Source organism: Oscillatoria sp. CS-180, from assembly GCF_028330965.1.
In the GTDB taxonomy this organism is placed as follows: domain Bacteria; phylum Cyanobacteriota; class Cyanobacteriia; order Phormidesmidales; family Phormidesmidaceae; genus Halomicronema.
Map to the genome: position 1 here is coordinate 1 of NZ_JAQMUB010000026.1, position 18,616 is coordinate 18,616.

An 18,616-nucleotide genomic window follows, 5' to 3' on the forward strand; every position below is an offset into this window, starting at 1 on the left:
CCGCAACGCCGACCTCCGCTCTGCCAACCTCCGCATCGCCAACCTCAGCTCTGCCAGCCTCCGCAACGCCGACTTCAGCAACGCCTATCTCCGCAACGCCTATCTCAGCAACGCCGACCTCTTCGGCACCAACCTCAGCAACGCCGACCTCTTCGGCACCAACCTCCGCAACACCGACCTAATCCGCAGCATTTTTCTGGCTACTGACCTAAAAACGGTTCGAAATCTGACGGTGCAACAATTGACTGGAGAAGCGCCACCGTTGATCTGCAATTCTCCATTACCAGAGGGCATTGAATTTGAGGGCGGGAAAGATCGCGATTGCGACAAGCTTCCAGCTGTATTGCTAGAGCGCTATCCAAGCCGATTTGAAACGCTCGAGGAGGCGGAAACCTATCTTGAGGAGCAGCGTCAGAAGGAATGGGAGTGACGGCGATTTTGGATTTTAGATTGGCGATTTTGGATTAAATTACCCAAAGCTGCGTAATGAGCATTGGCTATACCTTCAGCCTTACTCTTGGCAGAGTCATAATGGAATTACAACGCTCTTATGCTTGGGAGGGCACTGAATGCCAGCCTCACACCACACTACACTGCACCCTATTGGTGAGTCGCAGGTTCTGACTATTCCGCCAGAATTAGCCTTGTCAGGAAATGAAGTGCTCATTCGGAAAGAAGGAGAGCGTTTGATTGTAGAGCCAGTGAAACCTAAATCTTTAGTCTCTCTGCTGAACACCTTGCAGGATATTCCTGATCCGTTTCCCGATATTGATGCCGACCTGTTGCCTCTGGACGATGTTATTGTTTAGCGCTGGCTCATGGCCTATCAGTATCTCCTCGACACCAACATCCTTTCAGATTTGGTTAGGCATCCTCAAGGTCGAATTCTTCAGCAGATCAATAGGGTTGACGAAAATAGCGTTTGCACTAGCATCGTTGCTGCCTGCGAGCTGCAATTCGGAGCTGAGAAAAGTGATTCTGCTCGAGTGTCTCAGCAAATTCAACGGATCCTGCAAATTTTGCCTGTGCTTCCTCTTGAGTCACCAATCGAAAAGCATTACGCAGTTATCCGTAAATCTCTGGAGCAAGCTGGAACTCCAATCGGTCCAAATGACCTGCTGATCGCAGCCCATGCCCTGACCCTTGACATAACACTCGTCACTGCAAACGTCCGCGAGTTTGAAAGAGTCCCTGGTATCAATCTCGAAAATTGGCTTTCGTACCATTAGGCTAATTGATAGCCTATCCATAAAGCACTAATGTCTGAGAGATGACCATACACGAATACGATGTTGTTGCTCTCACTGAGGATCTTGAAGCGCTACATCCAGACACACAGTCGTCTATTTTGCTTCGCCGAGGTCAGGTAGGTACTGTCTTAATGAAGTTCAACGGTGAAGCCTGTTTGGTTGATTTCTCCGACAATGATGGCCAGAGTTATGCGATGGAGACAATTTCTGTGCAGAAGCTGATGCCGTTGTTTCATGAGCCAGCCGTTACTGCGGCATGAGTAGTATCGCTAACACCAAACCCTCATTTCCGATGGCTAATCCTCAATCCCAAAATCCTCAGATGAACTATTTTCAGGAAGAAGACATCCTTCATCTGCTGATCTCCGAAGAACCTGAAGCTGGCAGCGTTGAAGTCAGCCCGAACAGCACCGCTGAACTTAACGATGCGGGGGAACTCATCGGTATCGAAATCCTCAATGCTAGCGCCTACATCCGAGATAGGGTTCTGGAATCTGTGCAGGGCAAAATTTTGAATCTCGTTCGCTGACCATGAGGGACTATCACATCAACATTTTCCATAGCGAAGAAGACGGAGGGTATATCGCTGACATTCCTGATTTGCTCTGTTGTTCAGCATTCGGTGTAACTCCAGCTGAAGCATTACAAGAGCTAGAGATAGCTCAGCAAGTATGGCTTGATGCAGCTAGAGCTGAGGAGAAACAAATTCCATAGACTGCTATCTCTTTAGGCACTCAACTTCCTACGACGGGTCAGTTTCATTTTCGGCAGCTTTTTCAGCTTCGATTTCGGCTTGCAGTTCAGCCAATTGTTCGGGGGTCATTTCCTCTAACCTTTTCTGCAACACAGCATCCTCGTAGTCTCTGAGTTGTTGACCATAAGTCATGTTGCTGGTGACCACGCGAAATAGGTAAGAAAAGACCCAAGCTAAAAGTCCTGCCACAAAAATAACTTGGCTCCAGACGCCCGCTGACAGCCCATCGAATCCTACTGCACGAAAGCCTATATATAGGACTCCACCAGTGATGAATACGCCGAGTCCGATACCAATGACATCAATTCTCCGCATAGTTGCCTGTTCTCATCTCTTACGTATTCTCTCAGCAAAGGTATAGCCATCGCCAGTTCCGTTGGGACAAGACGACAAGCCATTGGGCTATAGGCTAAGCACCCAAATGTTGTTTGGTGCATAAGCCCAAATGGCTAAAGCTATATTTATGGTCGCAGGATTGTTCTAGAAATGATCCTAATCAGCTTCATGGGTGGCTTGGGTGGCGATGTCTTCCAGCACCTGGCTGACTCGTTCGATCACCATTTCGCAATCGCCCAAGGCATGGCGATCCATCAAGTAATAGGGATCGTTATAGGCCAAGTGAACCTGATCCGTTTCATCGGTCCATATAAGCATTTTTTGCGGCAGATCGATCGCAACCGTTTGAGCACACTGCATCAAAGGGGTACCCACAGCAGGATTGCCGAAGATGAAGAGTTGGGTGTCTCTCAATTCTTTGCCAATGGATCTGGCGTTTTGAGCGTGATCAATTTGGGCCATCAGGTTCAGCTGACGCTCTTCTAAGAGTGCGGTTAGGCGATCGCTAGTCTCAGCGAGGGTGAAACGACTCGTAAACTGAACCATACCATTAGGTCCGCCTGTTTCGGCAACTGCGGACGCCGTCCATCGGGATACAGAAAAACAAAGCAAGATGACGAGAAAAGCAACAATTGAAATCTTTTGAAGGGGTTTCATAGCAATGTGCTTATAGGTTACAAAGCTTGGCGGGTTTGTCGGATTGGCAGAAGGTAGACGCAACAGACAGTAGCTTACTGCTTACCGAAGTTGAGTAGCTGAGAATTGCTGAAGAATTCAACTGTGATGGTCTTGGGCTTCATAACGGGATATATTCGTGTGGCCTGTTGCAACAGCTATTGAGCTAGTAAAAGGCTAATCGCTTTGATTGTCACTAAAATCTAGGGATTGTATCGTCGCCATCTTCATATTGGCAGCGCTATTGTCGTTAACTAATTTCATGACGGCAGGAAAGGTTCTTAAGGCTTCCGGAAATTCTCAAGGTTTTTGCTAAAGGTGCCGATATCGTATCTTTCTGAAGTTTTACAGAAGCAGTCTATGACCCTTTCTAAGGATACTTTTCTGCCTCCTCGCAAGGGAGCGATCGCACCTGAATATCTTGAAGCTTATGCTGAAGCTGATGCCCAGACTGGTCAGCCGAATCCTCGCTTTAAACAATCGTCAATCTACACAAGTCGATACCTTGCTGAGCGGACAAAGCTTGTTGATTTTGAAAACCTCACGGACACCGAGTTGGATCTACTAGCATTTTGAGTGCTGGAAAATACAGCTGCTGTAGGTCTCTAGCGGATCTTTTCTCGACGGGCAGTCACTTTCTGGTCATACTCAATCCATTGGTCAACGCTCATACGATTGACCTTATCCAGTCGATCCATCGCCCACTGATTGTATTCAGGATTCGAGTCGCACCCTAGCCATTGTCGCCCTAGCTGCTCTGCAACGACTAAAGTGGTTCCAGATCCTGAAAACGGATCTAGTACTACGTCCCCTTGATTGGAGGATGCCAGAATCAATTTTCGGATCAATTCTTCAGGCTTCTGAGTAGGATGGGGCGTAGATTCGTGCATCCCATTACAAGTTGTTGGGATATCGATAACGTCTTTAGGTTTGGCTCCTTTGGGATGAGGTGTCCAAACCTTTTTAGGCTTGCTGCCATTACCGTATTGGCTAGTGTCGGCCTGCGGATGAACCGGATACTTGAGCGTATGTGCGCCATACGGAATCCGGATGTCGTCTACATTAAGTTTGACTTTTTGAGTCTTTCTGAGATGCAGGAGACTCTCGTGCGATCGCCCCCAATCTTGACCAAGATTGGCCTTATTTTTGTAATGCCAAACGATCCACCGACATGACGCAAAGAATCGCATACTGGGATGTTTGATATCGGCAAGAATTTCTGAAAAGCCGCAGACATACATCGTGCCGCTCTTTTTAAGCACTCTAGCAGCCTGCTCAATCCACTTTAGCGACCATTCAATGTAGTGTTCCTGAGTTTCGAAGCTGTCCCAACTGGCTTTTTTAAGATTGTAGGGCGGGTCAGCAACAATCAGGTTGACTGATTCAGCTTCGACAGAAGTTAACCAGTCAATTGCATCCCCCTGAAATAACTGTCCATTCGGATGGTCAAACTGGAGTTGACTGCCGCTGGCATTGGGGGCAAGGGTGAATCGCTGGCCTACAAGCCGGGGCAACTCTGAAAAGGCTGAATCAGGCATGGTCCTAGAAATCGACGCCACGCTTGAGATCAACCCCTTTTTCGGCATAATGCTTGTGGTTGAAGACCTCTGAATGAATACTGGCGAGTTCGAAATAGGTTGGTGGGTTTTTGCAGCGGCCTGTAATGATGACTTCAGTGTCGCGAGGCTTACGGAGAAGGGCTTGAACAATGGGTTCTTCGGGCAGCAATTCCAAATCAACTGTAGGATTCAGTTCATCCAAAATCACCGTTTTGTAAAGGCCAGAGGCGATCGCAGTGCAGGCCAATTCCCAGCCGCGTTCCGCTTCAACGTAGTCAATTTCCTGCTGCTGTCCTCGCCAGACAATGGCATCTCGCCCACAGCGCTGATGATCTACTAAGTTGGGGTAGCTTTTGCGTAGTGCCGAAATAGCGGCATCTTCCGTATAGCCTCGTCCACCTTTAAGCCATTGCATCACTAGAACTCGATGGGATTTGTCCTGGCTAATACCTCGCCCAATGGCCTGCAAAGCCTTACCTAGAGCGCTGGTTGATTTTCCTTTACCGTCTCCAGTATAAATTTCGACACCTTCAATGCCTGGAAAATCCATGTTTCGATGACGCCGAGGCTTCATCTCAGAGTGGAGGTTGGCAATTTCGATCAGGGGGGAAGGCGCAGCCCGTCCAGTGGCAATAACTTCTAGATGCTCAGGTTTGTTTTTAAGCGATCGCACAACGTCATTAACGGATAGCAAACCCAAATCTAGAACGGGGTTGATCTCGTCTAGCACAATGACGGAATAGAGACCCGAGGCGATCGCTCCCTTAGCAACATCCCAGCCTCGCTGCGCTTCTAAGCGATCGAACTTGGTGATGCCATCAGGGCCAAAAAACTCAGCTCGTCCGGTTCTAACCTGATCAATCAGATGAGGAAAACCTCGTTGGAGGGCTTCAATCGCAGCATCCTCGTCATAGGTCCGTCCAGGACCTTTGAGAAAGCGCAACAGTAGGACTCGGCTCTCCATAAAGTTTTGGATTCCCAGACCAATAGATCGCAATACAACCCCTAAAGCGACCTGCGACTTTCCTTTGCCTTCCCCGTCATAAACGTGAATTTGTCCCGCCAAGCGCTCGTTATTGAGTTGCGCTGTGCGAATTCCGATGCCAGTTCTCACCATATTGTTGCTATCAGGCGTTAAGTTTTTATCAGCCCCGGCTTAAAATTTTAGCGAAACCCCTTAGAAGGAGATACCCTTTTGCCTAGCGTATAGGAAGAAGCCTTTGATAGGGTCATTCTCGATTTCTCCTTCATATAAGGTGAGGTTGCGACTAGATAGTCTGAATTTGTTCATTGGCTATTGTGAAGGCACCTTCCTGCGGCTCCCAGGGTTTAGCCCTTGCTTTTCTGCTTATCCCGTTCTTCTCACAGCCATGCCATTATTCATCGACGAGGCAGCAGTTCTTCCTCTCAAGGCGATTGTCTTTCAGTGTTTATTGCTACTGGTAGCGATCGCATTAGAGGCCATTGTCTTAAGAAGGCAGCTGAGGTTGGGATTTCAGCCCAGTATTCGCTACGCAGCAACCATCAACTTACTCACCGTGGTATTGGGATGGGTTTTATTTTTGGGAATAGAACCCCTTCTGCCTGAGACGGTCCGAACGCAAATCATCAGCTATGTTTTGTTTGGCGATTTTTATCCTAATGTGCTGTCGGATCGAATGGGATTTGTAGTAGTGCTGACAGGATTGGTTGCTTTTTTCCTCACCCTCTGGACGAAGGTAACTGCGCTGGAGTGGTTGACTTGGCTATTGGATAAACCAATCGTGAAGCCCGTCGTAGAGAAAAACACCAATCGCTTTCGATACCGTCGCTCATCTTCAGCGCCAACCTCTTCTCCTCACGTCTTGGCCGTTTTAGAAGCCAACGCTTTCAGCTTCTCGGCAGTTTTAGTAATCTTGCTGTTGCGCCATGGATTGAGCTAAAAATTATGATCAATTTTTTACGAGTCATCTGGGCACGTGTCTCAGACGTGCTCTTTCCAGAGGATTATTACGCCTGGCAAACACTGATCTATCTGGGCATTTTCTCTTTCACAATGTCTTGGGTAACTCGGCTGGTTGGCGGAGGAGAGATTACCGTCAATCTGATCGCAACAGCAGGATGGGTCTTTTTTGCTTTAGGGATTGGCTGGCTGCTTGAAGGGGTCAAGCTACCCATTTTTGGCATTCCAGTGGCGCCGTGGGTTATGGGAGCCATCGTTTGCACCTATGTCTTTGGGTTACTCCCTTTAGGTTGGCGAACCGGCCTCACAGTTTGGCCGATCGTATCCGTTGCGATCGCAGCAATCCCTCAGTTTCTGAACTGGGAGTTGAAGCCCAAGATCCCGCCACCAGCCATGCGGCAGAATCTTATTTTGCTCTCGCTGATTGCTCTGTTATTTAGCAACTGGTTTCAGTTTTCCTTTCGACTACAAGACTGGTTTGAAGATTATCCCAGTCTTCTGGCAGACGATTTCAGCGACAGTGGTTTTGTTTCCCGAGTTTCGAACTTTCCTGAGGAACAGGCTCGGGGGGTTGTTTTGCTGACATCTGTGGAGACAGAGATCCGAGGAACGTTGAACGATACGCCGTGGTCTTATGTCGAGCGATGGCTCTTAAACTTGGACGAAAGGCTGGTTAATCTTGAAGTCAAAACTATAGATGCCTTGGAATATCCCAAAGAAAGGAAGCTCTGGCGATTAGAGGCAAGTCCTCGCTCATTGGACAATAATCGCTATGGATTAGATCTGAGGGCCTTTTGGCTGGGTCCAACAGCAATGGATGAAGGGTATTTCTTAGAGAAAACCTGTATCATTCAGCCGCGATCGCCTGCCGAACCCACCATCAACGAAGAGGGGGAAACGGTCCAGCCTAGCCCAGTTGCAGAAGTAACATGCGACTTAGCCACACCCAAGAAGCCCGGCAGACCCTTACCTGTAACCTAGACAGACCACTAACCTGGATAGTTAAAGCTGCCTATTTTATTTCGTCGATCATCCTTACTAAAACCATGAGTCTGTCACGCATCTGGGTCATTGCTATCAATGTTTTCAAAGAGGTGATTCGCGATCGAGTGCTCTACCTGATTGCTATTTATGCAGTTTTACTGTTTGCGATCGCGGCCTTGCTCCCCGATGTTGCAGCGGGCGCTGAAGAAAAAATCACCCTAGATTTGGGGCTTGCAGGCATTCACATCTTAGGGTTGGTCGTCACTGTCTTTGTGGGCACCGGCCTCATTAATAAAGAGATTGAAAAGCGTACTGTCCTGGTTCTCATTTCTAAACCCGTCAGTCGCCTGGAATTCATCCTAGGCAAGCATGTAGGGTTATCTGCTGTGCTAGCTGTCCTGATGACGCTGCTAACCGCAATTTATCTGGCTGTGCTCATCATCAACGAGATTTCGTTCACTCTGTCCAGCCTTTTGATAGCCGTCTTCTTCACCTTTCTTGAAATGGTACTGCTGACAGCAGCAGCCCTTCTGTTTGGAGTTTTCACCAGTTCTCTCTTAGCAACGCTGCTCACCATTGGCGTTTATCTGATGGGACACCTGAGTCAAGACATTGTGGCCTTTGGCAAACTGAGTGAAAATGCAGGATTTCAAAGAGTTGCTAACGGCATGTATCTCATTCTGCCTGATCTAGAGCGGCTAAATCTCCGAAATGAAGCGGTCTATGGAATGACTCTCCTGCCTTCAACACCTGAACTCATCGGCCACTTCGCCTATAGCTTGCTCTACATAGCGCTTCTACTATCAATTTCCGTCGCTATTTTTTCTCGTCGTCAGTTTTAGTCAGCTGAGAGATGCAGACATAAATCAAGCCTGCTTATCGCTTTACAGCCTAATGGCTTAACAAAAAGCATTCACTTTATGTAGAAAACAGACCTCTGAAGACTTATAGAAACGATTAAAAGAAGTCATTCCAATGACTTACTTCTACTCAAACAATAGAAAACCTCAAAAAACTTTCTTGGCGAATAAATATCCTTGAATTTATATGTCTACTTTTTGAGTAAAATTGCCTAATCGTGTCACTCAACTTTTATTCTTTTATGAGTAGTGAACTTTGGAGAAGACATTTTTGCCTTTTTGAAGCTTTTAGCTTCAATTGACTTTGAGACTGAATGGTTGAGTAGCAACAGAGTTGTGTTGCTCTGCCTATTTGCTCTCAATCAATCCGCTAATTGGTTGCCATAAAATTCTGATTAGTTTGGATTGACTCAAAGCTATGAATCGTTTGCCGCAGACAATTTGCGGCAACACAGTGGCTAAACTACCCCGGTTGAACTGACTGTTTCAAGTGATCTTTGATCTCTCGAAGCAGAGTTTAACGCTGCCCAAAATCCATAAAAAATTTAGTGGAGGAGAATTCAGTGACTCTTCAACAATTAGCTTATGAACCTACTAGCCAAAAGCAACGAGTGCAGGGGTTCGAAGTTCCTGGAGATGAGCAACCCCGCGTTTTTACAAGCGACAATTTGTTAGACGATGGAGAAATTGAGGACCTAATCCTGGCTGCTTACCGACAAATCTTTAATGAACAACAATTATTGTCGAGTAATCGCCTTGCTGTGCTGGAATCTCAGCTAAAAATGGGACAGATTACTGTAAGGTCCTTTGTGCGAGGGTTGTTGTTATCCCCTGTTTTTCGCGAAAGAAATTACGACGTTAACAACAACTATCGATTTGTCAGAATGTGTATTCAGCGAGTGCTAGGCCGAGAAGCCTACAGCGATCGCGAAGTGTTGTCCTGGTCAATCCTATTAGCGACCAAGGGGCTTAGTGGCTTTGTTGATGCCCTGCTTGAGAGTGAAGAGTACGTTCAGAACTTTGGTGAGAATGCCCTACCCTACCAACGGCGACGTATTTTGCCTCAGAGAGCCGAGGGCGATGTCACCTTCGCTCACATGCCCCGCTATTCAGAAGATCATTTGGCCCAGCTGAAAGCATTAGGCTACGACTTCGAGCGAACCCACGTTCCGGGGAACTACCGTCTCAATTCTATTCCTGCGCCAACTCGTTGGCAGTGGCAGAAGCCTCCGTATCCTTCAATTGTTCGTCGGATAGGGGGTGGTGTTGCGATCGCGGGAGCCAGCGCCGCTGGCCTTTTGGTTGCAGGTGTGGTGCTGTCTTGGTTTGGCTGGGTACACATCTAGCCTCAAAAGCCTCATACACAACCTAGATCTCATAAACATCAGTGCCGGAAGTAGCGCATGACTGTTGCGCTACTTCCGGTTTCTTTTGCCTTTAGTTATAGAATCGTTGGGACAGTTTATAGAGACTAGTTTCGATGGATCAGGCGATGCAGCTTAGGCAGTTAGGCCAGTGCCTGGCAGGAGTTTTTCAGAATCGAGAGCAGGCTTTGGCTGAACCCGCTTGGTTTGTCCACATCAAGCTGTGGAGTCGTCCAGTTCCTCTTTTTGCAGATGATAGCCTGACGTTCTTTATTGAACAGGCGAGCGCGGCCTTTCCACAACCGCCCTATCGTCAACGAGTCTTACGGGTTAGGTGCATCAATGACGACTTGACTGCTGAATATTACGCTTTGAATGATCCACAAGCCTTTCAAGGGGCAGCACAGGATTCAGCGTTGATCAAAACGCTATCGTCAGAGTGTTTGCAGTCTCTTTCAGGCAGTCGCTTAAAAGTCACGATGCAACCGCAGGCAAGCGCTACCCGGTTTGAAGCACGACACTATGCCGGGGAAAAATGCAGCTTTACGGTGAATGGAGAGGAAAAGCTAGTGGCGTTGGCGTTTGACGCGATCGTCCCCGTCTCCAACGGACAGGATAGTGCGGCTTTTTGGATGTATGACAAGGGCATTGATCCAGAAACAGGTCAATCAACTTGGGGAGCAACCAATGGTCCTTTCAAGCTGATAAAGATAGAAGACCTATCAACTTTGCTACCGCCATCCTATTAGCTGGTTCAGCCCTGTCTTGAAAGGTAAGGATAGGTAACAGTCTGATTGCAAATTCTTTTAGTTGAAAGTCTCATCACTGTTGAAGTTCTTCTGCCAAACTGTTGATTATTGCCTGTTCTGACGATTGCGTGTCCTCAGTGCTGACATCTCATATGGATTTCTACGGGATAACTAGAGGACCGACCTAGCTAGCTACTTGCTTTGGGCTGCTTTGAAGCGCTTCCTCCTCAGTCTCAAAGATTTCAAATACTGAATCCATCATCGTGACTTCAAAGACTAGCCTGGCCTCCGGATGAACATTACAGATTCGGAAACTCCCTTTAACTTTGCCAGCATCTCTCATGCCAGCAACCAATGACGTTAGCCCAGAACTGTCAATGAAGTTGACCTGGCTGAGGTTAACAACGATATGCGGGCTAAGACGCGAAATGCAGTCTTGAAGTTTCAATCGAAACTGCCAAGCAGTTGTAATATCCAAACGCCCTGATGGAGTAATTACAATAACCTGCCTTCCGTCTTCAGCATTATGTGTTTTCTGATCCATACCTTTTATGGGATACCTCTACCTTAGAATTCACCACTGCTTAGCTAAGCTAACAGGCTGCCCGAGTAAACCCACACCATATCTTCGTTGGCTTCCACTTCCTAAGCTACCTGAAAGCCTGTGCAAACGAATACATCTATCTGCAAAACCTCTTTCAGCACAGCGACCGAAGCCGAAACAATGCCAACGACTTCTAAATCTTCCTCAATATTCGTAGAATGCCCCAGATATTCTCCAATGTCGCTAAGCCGACGCACATACTTCGGAACAAATATGAAAGTACCCATAACCTGTCCGGTCATCTACATAGCCTAAGAGAAACTCTGAAACATTTCATATTTTCTTATTTTGCAGTCAATTTTAAAGCAAAAAAACGAGTCAATTACCTAATCCTTACAGAGTTATAAGGTTAGTTTAGGGCTTAAGCAAGACTTCCCGATTACCCATCGAGCTACCTCTTGGTGGAGGATGCAAAAGCGCTTTGGTTTCTAAGGGCAGAATCATTCTTTTTGAGAGTTCGCCTGACTGTCTCACGACTAATCTCAGTCACAATCCCCCGTTTCTTAAGCTCTGAAGTCAACAGGCGAATACTCCAGTCTGACTTACCTTCAGGCGGTTCTGAGCGATATAGAGCAAGCAGATGAGCCTCGATCGCACTATCGACTTTAGGAGGCACTGGAGGTGTTTCCCTGACCTTGCGTTCGAGCGCTGAGTCTTCTCCATGATGCAAAAATCGCTTGCGAATTCGTCCTACGGTGTTGACATGCAGACTAAGAGCCGCAGCGATTTCGCTATCTGTCCATTTTTTGGGGGCATGTTCGCCTTCGTCTGCCATTAATAAAATCTGTGCGTGGAGGATCTTCTTCGCTGGTGCATGACCATTACGGGTGATGCTTTCTAGGCGATCGCGCTGATCTTGGCTCAAGATAATTTTCTCGCGTCTGCCTCTGCCCATATCATCGACCCATTGAATCAGTGTCTCTATTCTATCATTTTAACTAAGTCGAGCCGCCGCGCTTCGTTTAGAGCCCTAGAATTCTGTAGCGCTATTTATAGCAGCATGCATTTGAATCAAGCACACCCCACTCCCTAATCCCTAATCCCTAATCCCTGAAGACCCTGAGATGTACTTGACCAAGCTGCATGGGGCTATAGATCGTTTAGAGTCCAGTGCGCCGTGTCCAATACGCCGTATTGACACCTATAGCCGTCGCCAGTTCCGCTAGCGCAAGACGGCGAGCCAGTTGGCTATACGCTGAGCACCTAAGTATTGTTAGGTGCACCAGCCCAGAGGCTAAGCTACGCCTTTTAAAGCATTGATGCCGTCAAGGTTTATGCATAAAGGAAGTAGCAATTTTAGTATCCAATTGTTAACGACTGTTGCATTCCAGTTACAACCCGAATTCTCCGCAAAAAGTCACCAAAACCCCGTGATACGATGCGTTTCGTAGATTTAACAAATCTGGAGAATTCTCTTGACACTGCGAGTTGCCGTTGTCGGAGGTGGGCCAGCTGGCTCCTCTGCTGCTGAAACCTTAGCCAAAGCTGGAATTGAGACTTATCTACTTGAGCGCAAGTTAGATAATGCTAAGCCTTGCGGTGGGGCAATTCCCCTCTGCATGGTTGATGAATTTGACCTGCCACCCGAAATCATCGATCGCCGAGTCCGAAAGATGAAAATGATCTCTCCCTCCAACATTGAGGTCAACATCGGGGGCACACTCAAGGATGACGAATATATTGGCATGTGCCGTCGGGAAGTTTTAGATGGCTTCTTGCGCGATCGTGCTCACAAATCAGGCGCTCATTTAATCAATGGCACCATGCATAAGCTGGAGTTGCCGCAGTCCAGCAATGAACCCTACACACTTCATTACACAGAGCATCGACCTGAGGGGTTGGTCGGTGAAAGCAAAACCTTGCAGGTTGATTTAGTCATTGGCGCAGATGGTGCTAATTCCCGTGTGGCTAAGGCAATTGACGCTGGGGATTACAACTATGCGATCGCCTTCCAAGAGCGCATTCGCATCCCCGATGACAAGATGGCTTACTACGAAGAGTTGGCCGAAATGTACGTCGGGAATGACGTTTCTCCAGATTTCTACGCTTGGGTTTTCCCGAAATATGACCACGTCGCTGTCGGAACCGGAACGATGCGGGTCAATCAGGCCAAGATTAAGTCTCTACAGGCAGGCATCCGCAAGCGGGCCGCTAAGCGCATTGAAGGCGGCGAAATCATCAAAGTCGAAGCGCACCCTATTCCTGAGCATCCTCGCCCTCGACGGGTTGTTGGTCGTGTCGCCTTGGTAGGCGACGCTGCTGGCACAGTAACCAAGTCTTCCGGTGAAGGCATCTACTTTGCGGCTAAATCAGGTCGGTTGTGTGCTGAAACTGTGGTCGAATTCTCCAAAGCAGGCCAGCGCATTCCGTCTGAGGCAGATTTGAAGGTCTACCTCAAGCGTTGGGATAAGCAGTACGGCACGACATACCTAGTGCTGGATCTGCTACAGCGCGTGTTCTATCGCACAGACGCAACCCGTGAAGCTTTTGTCGAAATGTGTGCCGATATGGACGTCCAGAAGCTCACCTTCGACAGCTATCTGTATAAGACTGTTGTGCCTGCCAACCCTGTGACTCAGCTGAAGATCACAGCGAAAACGGTGGGTAGCCTTTTGCGGGGCAGTGCGCTTTCGCCAACCCGAACCTGGTAAGTTTCTGAACAGCCAAATGATACTCCGAGGAGCCGTGGCGTTAGCGATAACGTCGCGGTTTTTTCTGTTGGCAGACCATTAGTACCGCTACGCAGAATTCAAACTGCAAAGTACTCCACTCTCCGAGAACGCCAAAGGCGAACCAGAAGAGCAAAGTTCTACAGAATTCAAAACTAAGGGATAATCTTTCCCGGTGTTTTGAATGGTGAGTCTATTTCTGCCTTAGCCGTCTACTTTTGGTCTTATCAGGGAGGGCAACGTTTTCAAAATTTTTTTAGCCGTGTTGACTTATCCTCAAATCAAGACCCTTTGAAGATAAGGGGCTTTAGCTAACTGTTCATTGTTGACGGGACTCCCCATGCAGCGATTGCGCCGATTATTTGCTCTTTTGTGTTTGGGGTTTTGCCTCGTTTTGCTGCTCCATATCGGCGGCTGCGATCGCGTCTCAACCCCTTCAGCGAATTACACTCGCTTGACCGTTGGGCTTGTAGTCTACGATGCCTCTATTGAGCCATACAACCCATTTCGTCAGTATCTTGAAGAAGCCCTAAAAGCGACTGTCGAACTAGAACCCGTCTTTAACGAAATTCGAGCCGTCGAGCAAATTCAGGCTCAAGCCTGGGAGATTGTTTTGGCACCTGCTGGACTAGCAGCGATCGCCATTGCTGAAGCTCAATATGTTCCCCTCTTCCCACTACAGGGAACCCCCAATCAGCGCTCTGTCCTCGTGGTTAAAGAAGACAGTCCCTTGGAAGATCTAAATGATTTGACCGATACTGTAATTGCGCTAGGAGAGCCGGGGTCCGCAACAGGTTATTACCTGCCCTTGTACGACCTATACGGCCTGACGTTAGCAGAGGTTCGATTTGCGCCTACCCCTAAAACCGTTTTGGAGTGGCTAGAAAACAATGAAATCGCGGCTGGAGCTTTGTCTGAACAAGATTTTCAGCGTCATCGTAACAGCTTCAGCAGCACCCGGTTTCGAGTCCTACATCAAAGCCGGATAACGACTGGTGGAGCTGTTTTGATTAGCCCTAAAGTTGAGCGCAACCAGCAGCGGTTAATTGAAGAAGCGATGAAAGCCGCCCCAGCCAGTATCATGTCGGATGCAGGCTACATTGCTAATTCACCTGTTCCAAAATTTGATCAGCTGATTCAACTGGTGCAAAAGGTCCAGCCTTTAGAAGAGAGAGTCAAAGAACAGCCCGCTATTCTGATCCTTGAGAAAAGTGACGAATAGTGTAGCCGTCGCCAACTCAGTTATGACAAGATGGTGAGTCATCCGACTGTGCGCTCAGCACCTGGATGCTATTGAGTGCATACGCCTAGATGGCTAAAGCTATATTTCTGATCCTTTTTTATAAACTCGTCGACTAATCGTGAGGCTGCTTAGACTGGAAAAAGATAGTCAATGCATCCTACAGTATTGATAGAGGGCAGAATCAGGGACGAAGCGTTTATCCAGTCCTCACCATCCCTATTTGCTAAAGCTTGTTCTGGCTTCTCCCGCCATGAATCACGACATCTCTGACAATTCTCAAGGTCAAAGAATGCTTGCAGCGATCGTTTTGACGGACGCAGTAGGCTTCAGTGCTCGTATGGCGCTTGACGAAGAACACACCTTAAGCCTGATCCAACAGGACCTGCGCCTGATCGAAAAGCTGTGCCAGCAGTTCGAAGGCCGAGTCGTTAAGTCAACTGGCGATGGTCTGTTGCTCTGTTTTGTAAGCGCGGTTCAAGCTGTCAGCTGTAGTTTGGAAGTACAGCGGCAGTTGGCTCGTTCTCACGGCGATCACGATCCTCGCAAAACGTTGCGACATCGCATTGGCGTCCATTTGGGAGATGTTTTTTTCAGAAACTCCGACGTCATGGGCAACGGTGTCAATATTGCAGCTCGTTTGCAAACAGAAGCTCGTCCAGGCGGGATCTGCATTTCACAACTGGTATATGACGTTGTTAAAGCAAGACTCACGCTCAATGCGACCTTTGCAGGACCATTAAAGCTGAAGAACATTCATGACCCTCAACCTGCTTACCATATCGATCCTGACCTTCCCCCTCCGCCAAAACCTGTTGATGTTCCCGACGGAAAACCGGAAGACAATTCTCCACGGCTAGGGGGTTCGCGAGAAAAATTGCCCCCTAGCAGCAAAATAGGAGGTCGCTATGTCGTGCAGCGAGTCTTAGGGCAAGGTGGATTTGGCCGTTCGTATTTGGTAGAGGATTCCCAGCGGTTCGGTGAGAAGTGTGTTCTAAAAGAGTTTTTTCCTACGAATACATCTAAGCGATCGCTGCAAAAAGCCCTCGACCTATTCAAGCGAGAAGCTAAAACGCTTTATCAAATCAATCACCCACAAGTCCCCAAATTTCTAGCAGGATTTACCCAAGAACAGCGTCTGTTCATCGTGCAAGAGTTCATTGACGGGGTGACCTATTCACAGCTTCTGAAAGAGCGTAAGCGTAACGGTCAGACATTTACTGAATTAGAGGTGAAGCGCTGGCTCGTGCACATGCTTCAAGTCCTGGAATATCTTCATGATTTCAGTATTGTGCATCGTGATATTTCGCCTGACAACGTGATGTATTCCCACGATCGCGAGTTGCCTATCCTAATCGACTTTGGCCTTGTCAATGATGCGATGAGTGATGTGTTGTCCAGCGAAGAGGACGTAGACGACATGCCTGAATCAGGAACCATGGTGGGTAAGTTTGGATATTCTCCACCAGAACAAATTCAACTTGGCAAGTGTTTTCCCTGTAGCGACCTCTACGCCTTGGGCATCACCGCTATCGTGTTAATTACAGGGCGTTATCCCCGTGACCTGCTAGATCGCGATTCTTTAGAGTGGCAATGGCAGAAATACGTCTTCATCAGCCATGCCTTCAAGTCTGTGCTGATCAAGCTCACCCGGCGCCAACCCAGAGAACGATATCAAACCGCTAAAGAGGTTTTAGAAGCTATCTTTCCGCTGCTTGAGAGTGATGACATTAGTTCTCCCTTACCACACTCCTACCTAACAGCGACACAGATTGATCTGTCGCCGGATCCGAATGCAGCCCCTGTCTTCAGTTCGCCTGTTCAAACTGGGGAGGCAACAACACTACAGGACGAAGCGTTTCTGTCTCAGTGTCGGCAAGAGTTAACACGCTGTATTGGGCCGATGGCAAGTTTGGTGATGGAAGATGTGCTAGATCAACATCCCAACGCTAGCCCCGAAGAATTGGTAAGAATTTTGGCATCGCAGCTATCTGATGGCAAGCAGGCCGAACAGTTTGTTAGCAGCATTCACTTGCCTCCCGCGATGTCTACGGCTCAAGAGACTCGTCCGCAGTCATCTGAAGAGGTTAGCAAAGTCGGTTCAACCAACGCCCAACCCAGCTTTGGCACTTCCAACTGGTCTCAGGAGGAGCCAAAGGTGACCGTCAGTCCCGAATTTGTGGCCCGTTGCCGCAAAGTTTTAACTCAATGCATTGGCCCAATGGCCGATCTCCTGATTGAAGAAGTATTGGCCGATCATCCTAATTTAGGACCGCAAGCGCTAGTCCGGCAGCTGGCTGCTGAAATTCCTGATGCCCATACAGCTCAGGAATTTCAACAACGACTACTGTGACAGATTGTTAGAAGAACTGCGCCTGATTTCGCGATATCGTTCCAACCGATGCATCGCCATTTTGAGGCTCATTCGCATCCGGTTAAAGGCTTCAGCTAACTGGCCGACTTCATCTTTGGTATCCTGAACAAACTCCGCGTCTGTATCCCCTAAGCTAACTGCTTCGGCAACCTGAGCCATACGGTTCAGCGGTCGAACGACGAAGCGTTTGAGCCAGAGATTAACCAATAGGATCGCGATCGCAAAAGCAATCACGAAAATACCCAGAATGAGGACCAAAGACTGTCGAGCGTCTTTAAATACCTTCTCAGCTGGAACAGAGATCATTTGCGCTCCAACAATTTCGTTCAGTTCCCACCCAAATCCATTGGCGGCACCATAGCGCTCAATCATGCTGGCAGGAGCCGCTTGAGGCGTGCTGTGGCACTCTAAACAGCTCTGTTCTTTAATCTGGATAGGACGAGCGATATAGAACAGGTCGCCGCCGGGTGTATTTCTAAAACCGTTAATCTCTCTGGCTCTGTCGGGCGATCGCCGGAACTGATTGACCAATGCCGTTTCAAAGTTATCGGCTTTATCACGCAGGTTGGTTGGGTTTAGCGCTGCCTCTTTGTAGAAGAAATCAGCATAGGTGGAATTCAGACGAAACGTTTCAAAGACTTCACGAGCCGAATAAGCTGGAACGCTCTCAGGCAAGAACTCGACCTCAAGGCGATCGGCAATCTCAGGATTAACGTGATCATTGGTGTAGCTGCGGATGGAGTTCATCGTTTCCATCAGCATTAGTGCTTTAGACGTCAGTTGAGTTTGGGCACTTCTATTCAATACAGAAGAAAGCGCAAGGCTGCTGACAAGAACGCCACCCAGAAAAACCAGCACCAGCAGCAATGTAAATTTTTGTCCTAACTGAAGATTTTTTAGCTTAACCATAATGAACGATTTGTTTCAGGGTTTTTATTTTTAAACCAGTCCCGGCATCAAGATTTCGAAAAAACCTTTTGATAGTTGTTCATAGAATCCCTGAAGCGATCGCAGGAATCATTAGAATCTTCGAAATTCTCGTTTAATGCACCCTGAGCAAATCATTTAGATTTATATGCTTACAAGCATGTCAGTATTTACGCATAGAGTTCTAAAAATTAGTGAAAGTTTTTCTAGACCTTGTGCGATCGCATCAACGAAACATTTCTTCACTCACTAGCCGAGTCGATTTTCTGGTCCTTTAAACTTTCCCAAAACTGAACCAATAGCGTTTAATAACAGCGGTAGCTTTTTAT

Annotated in this window: 22 protein-coding genes and 1 pseudogene; 15 read left to right on the plus strand and 8 right to left on the minus strand. The window is 47.8% G+C overall.

Going from position 1 to position 18,616, the window contains the following annotated elements; all coding sequences use genetic code 11:
- From PN498_RS04825 to PN498_RS04850, 6 genes are all read left to right on the plus strand, one after another.
- The coding region (locus PN498_RS04825; protein WP_272061571.1) for a pentapeptide repeat-containing protein at window positions 1-430 on the plus strand (430 nt) is incomplete at its 5' end.
- A gap of 139 nt (window positions 431-569) precedes the next feature.
- Window positions 570-809: an AbrB/MazE/SpoVT family DNA-binding domain-containing protein gene (locus tag PN498_RS04830; protein ID WP_272061573.1), complete on the plus strand. Its 240-nt coding sequence runs from the start codon at window positions 570-572 to the stop codon at window positions 807-809.
- A 9-nt stretch (window positions 810-818) separates the two neighbouring features.
- Window positions 819-1,229 carry a type II toxin-antitoxin system VapC family toxin gene (locus PN498_RS04835; protein ID WP_272061574.1) on the plus strand — a complete coding sequence of 137 codons (411 nt, stop codon included), beginning with the start codon at window positions 819-821 and terminating at the stop codon, window positions 1,227-1,229.
- A 41-nt stretch (window positions 1,230-1,270) separates the two neighbouring features.
- Complete coding sequence (locus tag PN498_RS04840) at window positions 1,271-1,510, plus strand: DUF4926 domain-containing protein (protein ID WP_272061575.1); 240 nt, start codon at window positions 1,271-1,273, stop codon at window positions 1,508-1,510.
- Window positions 1,507-1,779, plus strand: coding sequence for a DUF2283 domain-containing protein (locus PN498_RS04845; RefSeq protein WP_272061576.1), 273 nt, complete (start codon window positions 1,507-1,509; stop codon window positions 1,777-1,779). The genes PN498_RS04840 and PN498_RS04845 overlap by 4 nt, the downstream gene beginning before the upstream one ends.
- Window positions 1,780-1,781: 2 nt before the next feature.
- Window positions 1,782-1,964, plus strand: a complete 183-nt coding sequence (locus tag PN498_RS04850) for a type II toxin-antitoxin system HicB family antitoxin (RefSeq protein ID WP_272061577.1) — start codon at window positions 1,782-1,784, stop codon at window positions 1,962-1,964.
- A gap of 28 nt (window positions 1,965-1,992) precedes the next feature.
- Here PN498_RS04850 and PN498_RS04855 read toward each other — a convergent pair whose 3' ends face one another.
- Window positions 1,993-2,319, minus strand: a complete 327-nt coding sequence (locus PN498_RS04855; protein WP_272061578.1) for a DUF3007 family protein — start codon at window positions 2,317-2,319, stop codon at window positions 1,993-1,995.
- 177 nt (window positions 2,320-2,496) lie between these two features.
- A complete protein-coding gene (locus PN498_RS04860) occupies window positions 2,497-2,997 on the minus strand; it encodes a DUF302 domain-containing protein (RefSeq protein ID WP_272061579.1) in 501 nt (166 codons plus the stop codon).
- A 378-nt stretch (window positions 2,998-3,375) separates the two neighbouring features.
- On the opposite strand from PN498_RS04860, the gene PN498_RS04865 reads away from it, so the two are divergent.
- A complete protein-coding gene (locus PN498_RS04865) occupies window positions 3,376-3,591 on the plus strand; it encodes a hypothetical protein (protein ID WP_272061580.1) in 216 nt (71 codons plus the stop codon).
- A 29-nt stretch (window positions 3,592-3,620) separates the two neighbouring features.
- Here the strand turns inward: PN498_RS04865 and PN498_RS04870 are convergent, their stop codons facing one another.
- Window positions 3,621-4,553, minus strand: a complete 933-nt coding sequence (locus PN498_RS04870) for a DNA-methyltransferase (protein WP_272061581.1) — start codon at window positions 4,551-4,553, stop codon at window positions 3,621-3,623.
- A 4-nt stretch (window positions 4,554-4,557) separates the two neighbouring features.
- Entirely contained in the window at window positions 4,558-5,691 is a 1,134-nt protein-coding gene (locus PN498_RS04875; protein WP_272061582.1) for a cob(I)yrinic acid a,c-diamide adenosyltransferase, read from the minus strand.
- Window positions 5,692-5,944: 253 nt separating this feature from the next.
- Between PN498_RS04875 and fraC the strand changes: the two genes are divergently transcribed.
- From fraC to PN498_RS04900, 5 genes are all read left to right on the plus strand, one after another.
- On the plus strand, window positions 5,945-6,496 hold the full coding sequence (fraC, locus tag PN498_RS04880; protein WP_272061583.1) for a filament integrity protein FraC: 552 nt from the start codon (window positions 5,945-5,947) through the stop codon (window positions 6,494-6,496).
- A gap of 5 nt (window positions 6,497-6,501) precedes the next feature.
- A complete protein-coding gene (locus PN498_RS04885) occupies window positions 6,502-7,497 on the plus strand; it encodes a DUF5357 family protein (protein ID WP_272061584.1) in 996 nt (331 codons plus the stop codon).
- A gap of 65 nt (window positions 7,498-7,562) precedes the next feature.
- The gene (locus tag PN498_RS04890) at window positions 7,563-8,342 is read left to right on the plus strand and encodes an ABC transporter permease (RefSeq protein ID WP_272061585.1); all 780 of its coding nucleotides are present in this window, start codon (window positions 7,563-7,565) and stop codon (window positions 8,340-8,342) included.
- 581 nt (window positions 8,343-8,923) lie between these two features.
- The gene (locus tag PN498_RS04895; RefSeq protein ID WP_272061587.1) at window positions 8,924-9,706 is read left to right on the plus strand and encodes a phycobilisome rod-core linker polypeptide; all 783 of its coding nucleotides are present in this window, start codon (window positions 8,924-8,926) and stop codon (window positions 9,704-9,706) included.
- 134 nt (window positions 9,707-9,840) lie between these two features.
- Window positions 9,841-10,473: a chromophore lyase CpcT/CpeT gene (locus tag PN498_RS04900; protein WP_272061588.1), complete on the plus strand. Its 633-nt coding sequence runs from the start codon at window positions 9,841-9,843 to the stop codon at window positions 10,471-10,473.
- A gap of 184 nt (window positions 10,474-10,657) precedes the next feature.
- Here the strand turns inward: PN498_RS04900 and PN498_RS04905 are convergent, their stop codons facing one another.
- From PN498_RS04905 to PN498_RS04915, 3 genes and pseudogenes are all read right to left on the minus strand, one after another.
- Entirely contained in the window at window positions 10,658-11,017 is a 360-nt protein-coding gene (locus PN498_RS04905; protein WP_442951400.1) for an STAS domain-containing protein, read from the minus strand.
- 101 nt (window positions 11,018-11,118) lie between these two features.
- Window positions 11,119-11,319, minus strand: coding sequence for a hypothetical protein (locus PN498_RS04910; RefSeq protein ID WP_272061589.1), 201 nt, complete (start codon window positions 11,317-11,319; stop codon window positions 11,119-11,121).
- A gap of 138 nt (window positions 11,320-11,457) precedes the next feature.
- Window positions 11,458-11,972: pseudogene (locus PN498_RS04915) on the minus strand (helix-turn-helix domain-containing protein); the annotation flags it as partial.
- Window positions 11,973-12,492: 520 nt separating this feature from the next.
- Here PN498_RS04915 and chlP point away from each other — a divergent pair.
- The 3 genes from chlP (at window position 12,493) to PN498_RS04930 (ending at window position 17,339) form a co-directional block, all read left to right on the plus strand.
- Window positions 12,493-13,728 (plus strand): geranylgeranyl reductase, encoded by a 1,236-nt coding sequence (gene chlP, locus PN498_RS04920; RefSeq protein ID WP_272061590.1) that lies wholly within the window; start codon window positions 12,493-12,495, stop codon window positions 13,726-13,728.
- A gap of 358 nt (window positions 13,729-14,086) precedes the next feature.
- Entirely contained in the window at window positions 14,087-14,968 is an 882-nt protein-coding gene (locus PN498_RS04925; protein ID WP_272061591.1) for a phosphate/phosphite/phosphonate ABC transporter substrate-binding protein, read from the plus strand.
- Between the two features lie 271 nt (window positions 14,969-15,239).
- Window positions 15,240-17,339, plus strand: coding sequence for a protein kinase domain-containing protein (locus tag PN498_RS04930; RefSeq protein WP_272061592.1), 2,100 nt, complete (start codon window positions 15,240-15,242; stop codon window positions 17,337-17,339).
- Here the strand turns inward: PN498_RS04930 and PN498_RS04935 are convergent.
- A complete protein-coding gene (locus PN498_RS04935) occupies window positions 17,331-18,269 on the minus strand; it encodes a c-type heme family protein (protein WP_272061593.1) in 939 nt (312 codons plus the stop codon). The two genes, PN498_RS04930 and PN498_RS04935, sit on opposite strands and share 9 nt — an antisense overlap.
- Window positions 18,270-18,616: the final 347 nt, after the last annotated feature.

What these genes read in the sequence shown, in the direction of transcription:
- PN498_RS04905 (WP_442951400.1), bottom strand. Translation starts at nt 11,017, where the DNA reads ATGGATCAGAAAACACATAATGCTGAAGACGGAAGGCAGGTTATTGTA.
- PN498_RS04850 (WP_272061577.1), top strand. Translation starts at nt 1,782, where the DNA reads ATGAGGGACTATCACATCAACATTTTCCATAGCGAAGAAGACGGAGGG.
- PN498_RS04875 (WP_272061582.1), bottom strand. Translation starts at nt 5,691, where the DNA reads ATGGTGAGAACTGGCATCGGAATTCGCACAGCGCAACTCAATAACGAG.
- PN498_RS04840 (WP_272061575.1), top strand. Translation starts at nt 1,271, where the DNA reads ATGACCATACACGAATACGATGTTGTTGCTCTCACTGAGGATCTTGAA.
- PN498_RS04935 (WP_272061593.1), bottom strand. Translation starts at nt 18,269, where the DNA reads ATGGTTAAGCTAAAAAATCTTCAGTTAGGACAAAAATTTACATTGCTG.
- PN498_RS04885 (WP_272061584.1), top strand. Translation starts at nt 6,502, where the DNA reads ATGATCAATTTTTTACGAGTCATCTGGGCACGTGTCTCAGACGTGCTC.
- fraC (WP_272061583.1), top strand. Translation starts at nt 5,945, where the DNA reads ATGCCATTATTCATCGACGAGGCAGCAGTTCTTCCTCTCAAGGCGATT.
- PN498_RS04925 (WP_272061591.1), top strand. Translation starts at nt 14,087, where the DNA reads ATGCAGCGATTGCGCCGATTATTTGCTCTTTTGTGTTTGGGGTTTTGC.
- PN498_RS04900 (WP_272061588.1), top strand. Translation starts at nt 9,841, where the DNA reads ATGGATCAGGCGATGCAGCTTAGGCAGTTAGGCCAGTGCCTGGCAGGA.
- PN498_RS04910 (WP_272061589.1), bottom strand. Translation starts at nt 11,319, where the DNA reads ATGACCGGACAGGTTATGGGTACTTTCATATTTGTTCCGAAGTATGTG.
- PN498_RS04890 (WP_272061585.1), top strand. Translation starts at nt 7,563, where the DNA reads ATGAGTCTGTCACGCATCTGGGTCATTGCTATCAATGTTTTCAAAGAG.
- PN498_RS04860 (WP_272061579.1), bottom strand. Translation starts at nt 2,997, where the DNA reads ATGAAACCCCTTCAAAAGATTTCAATTGTTGCTTTTCTCGTCATCTTG.
- PN498_RS04855 (WP_272061578.1), bottom strand. Translation starts at nt 2,319, where the DNA reads ATGCGGAGAATTGATGTCATTGGTATCGGACTCGGCGTATTCATCACT.
- PN498_RS04830 (WP_272061573.1), top strand. Translation starts at nt 570, where the DNA reads ATGCCAGCCTCACACCACACTACACTGCACCCTATTGGTGAGTCGCAG.
- PN498_RS04835 (WP_272061574.1), top strand. Translation starts at nt 819, where the DNA reads ATGGCCTATCAGTATCTCCTCGACACCAACATCCTTTCAGATTTGGTT.
- PN498_RS04870 (WP_272061581.1), bottom strand. Translation starts at nt 4,553, where the DNA reads ATGCCTGATTCAGCCTTTTCAGAGTTGCCCCGGCTTGTAGGCCAGCGA.
- PN498_RS04865 (WP_272061580.1), top strand. Translation starts at nt 3,376, where the DNA reads ATGACCCTTTCTAAGGATACTTTTCTGCCTCCTCGCAAGGGAGCGATC.
- PN498_RS04930 (WP_272061592.1), top strand. Translation starts at nt 15,240, where the DNA reads ATGAATCACGACATCTCTGACAATTCTCAAGGTCAAAGAATGCTTGCA.
- PN498_RS04845 (WP_272061576.1), top strand. Translation starts at nt 1,507, where the DNA reads ATGAGTAGTATCGCTAACACCAAACCCTCATTTCCGATGGCTAATCCT.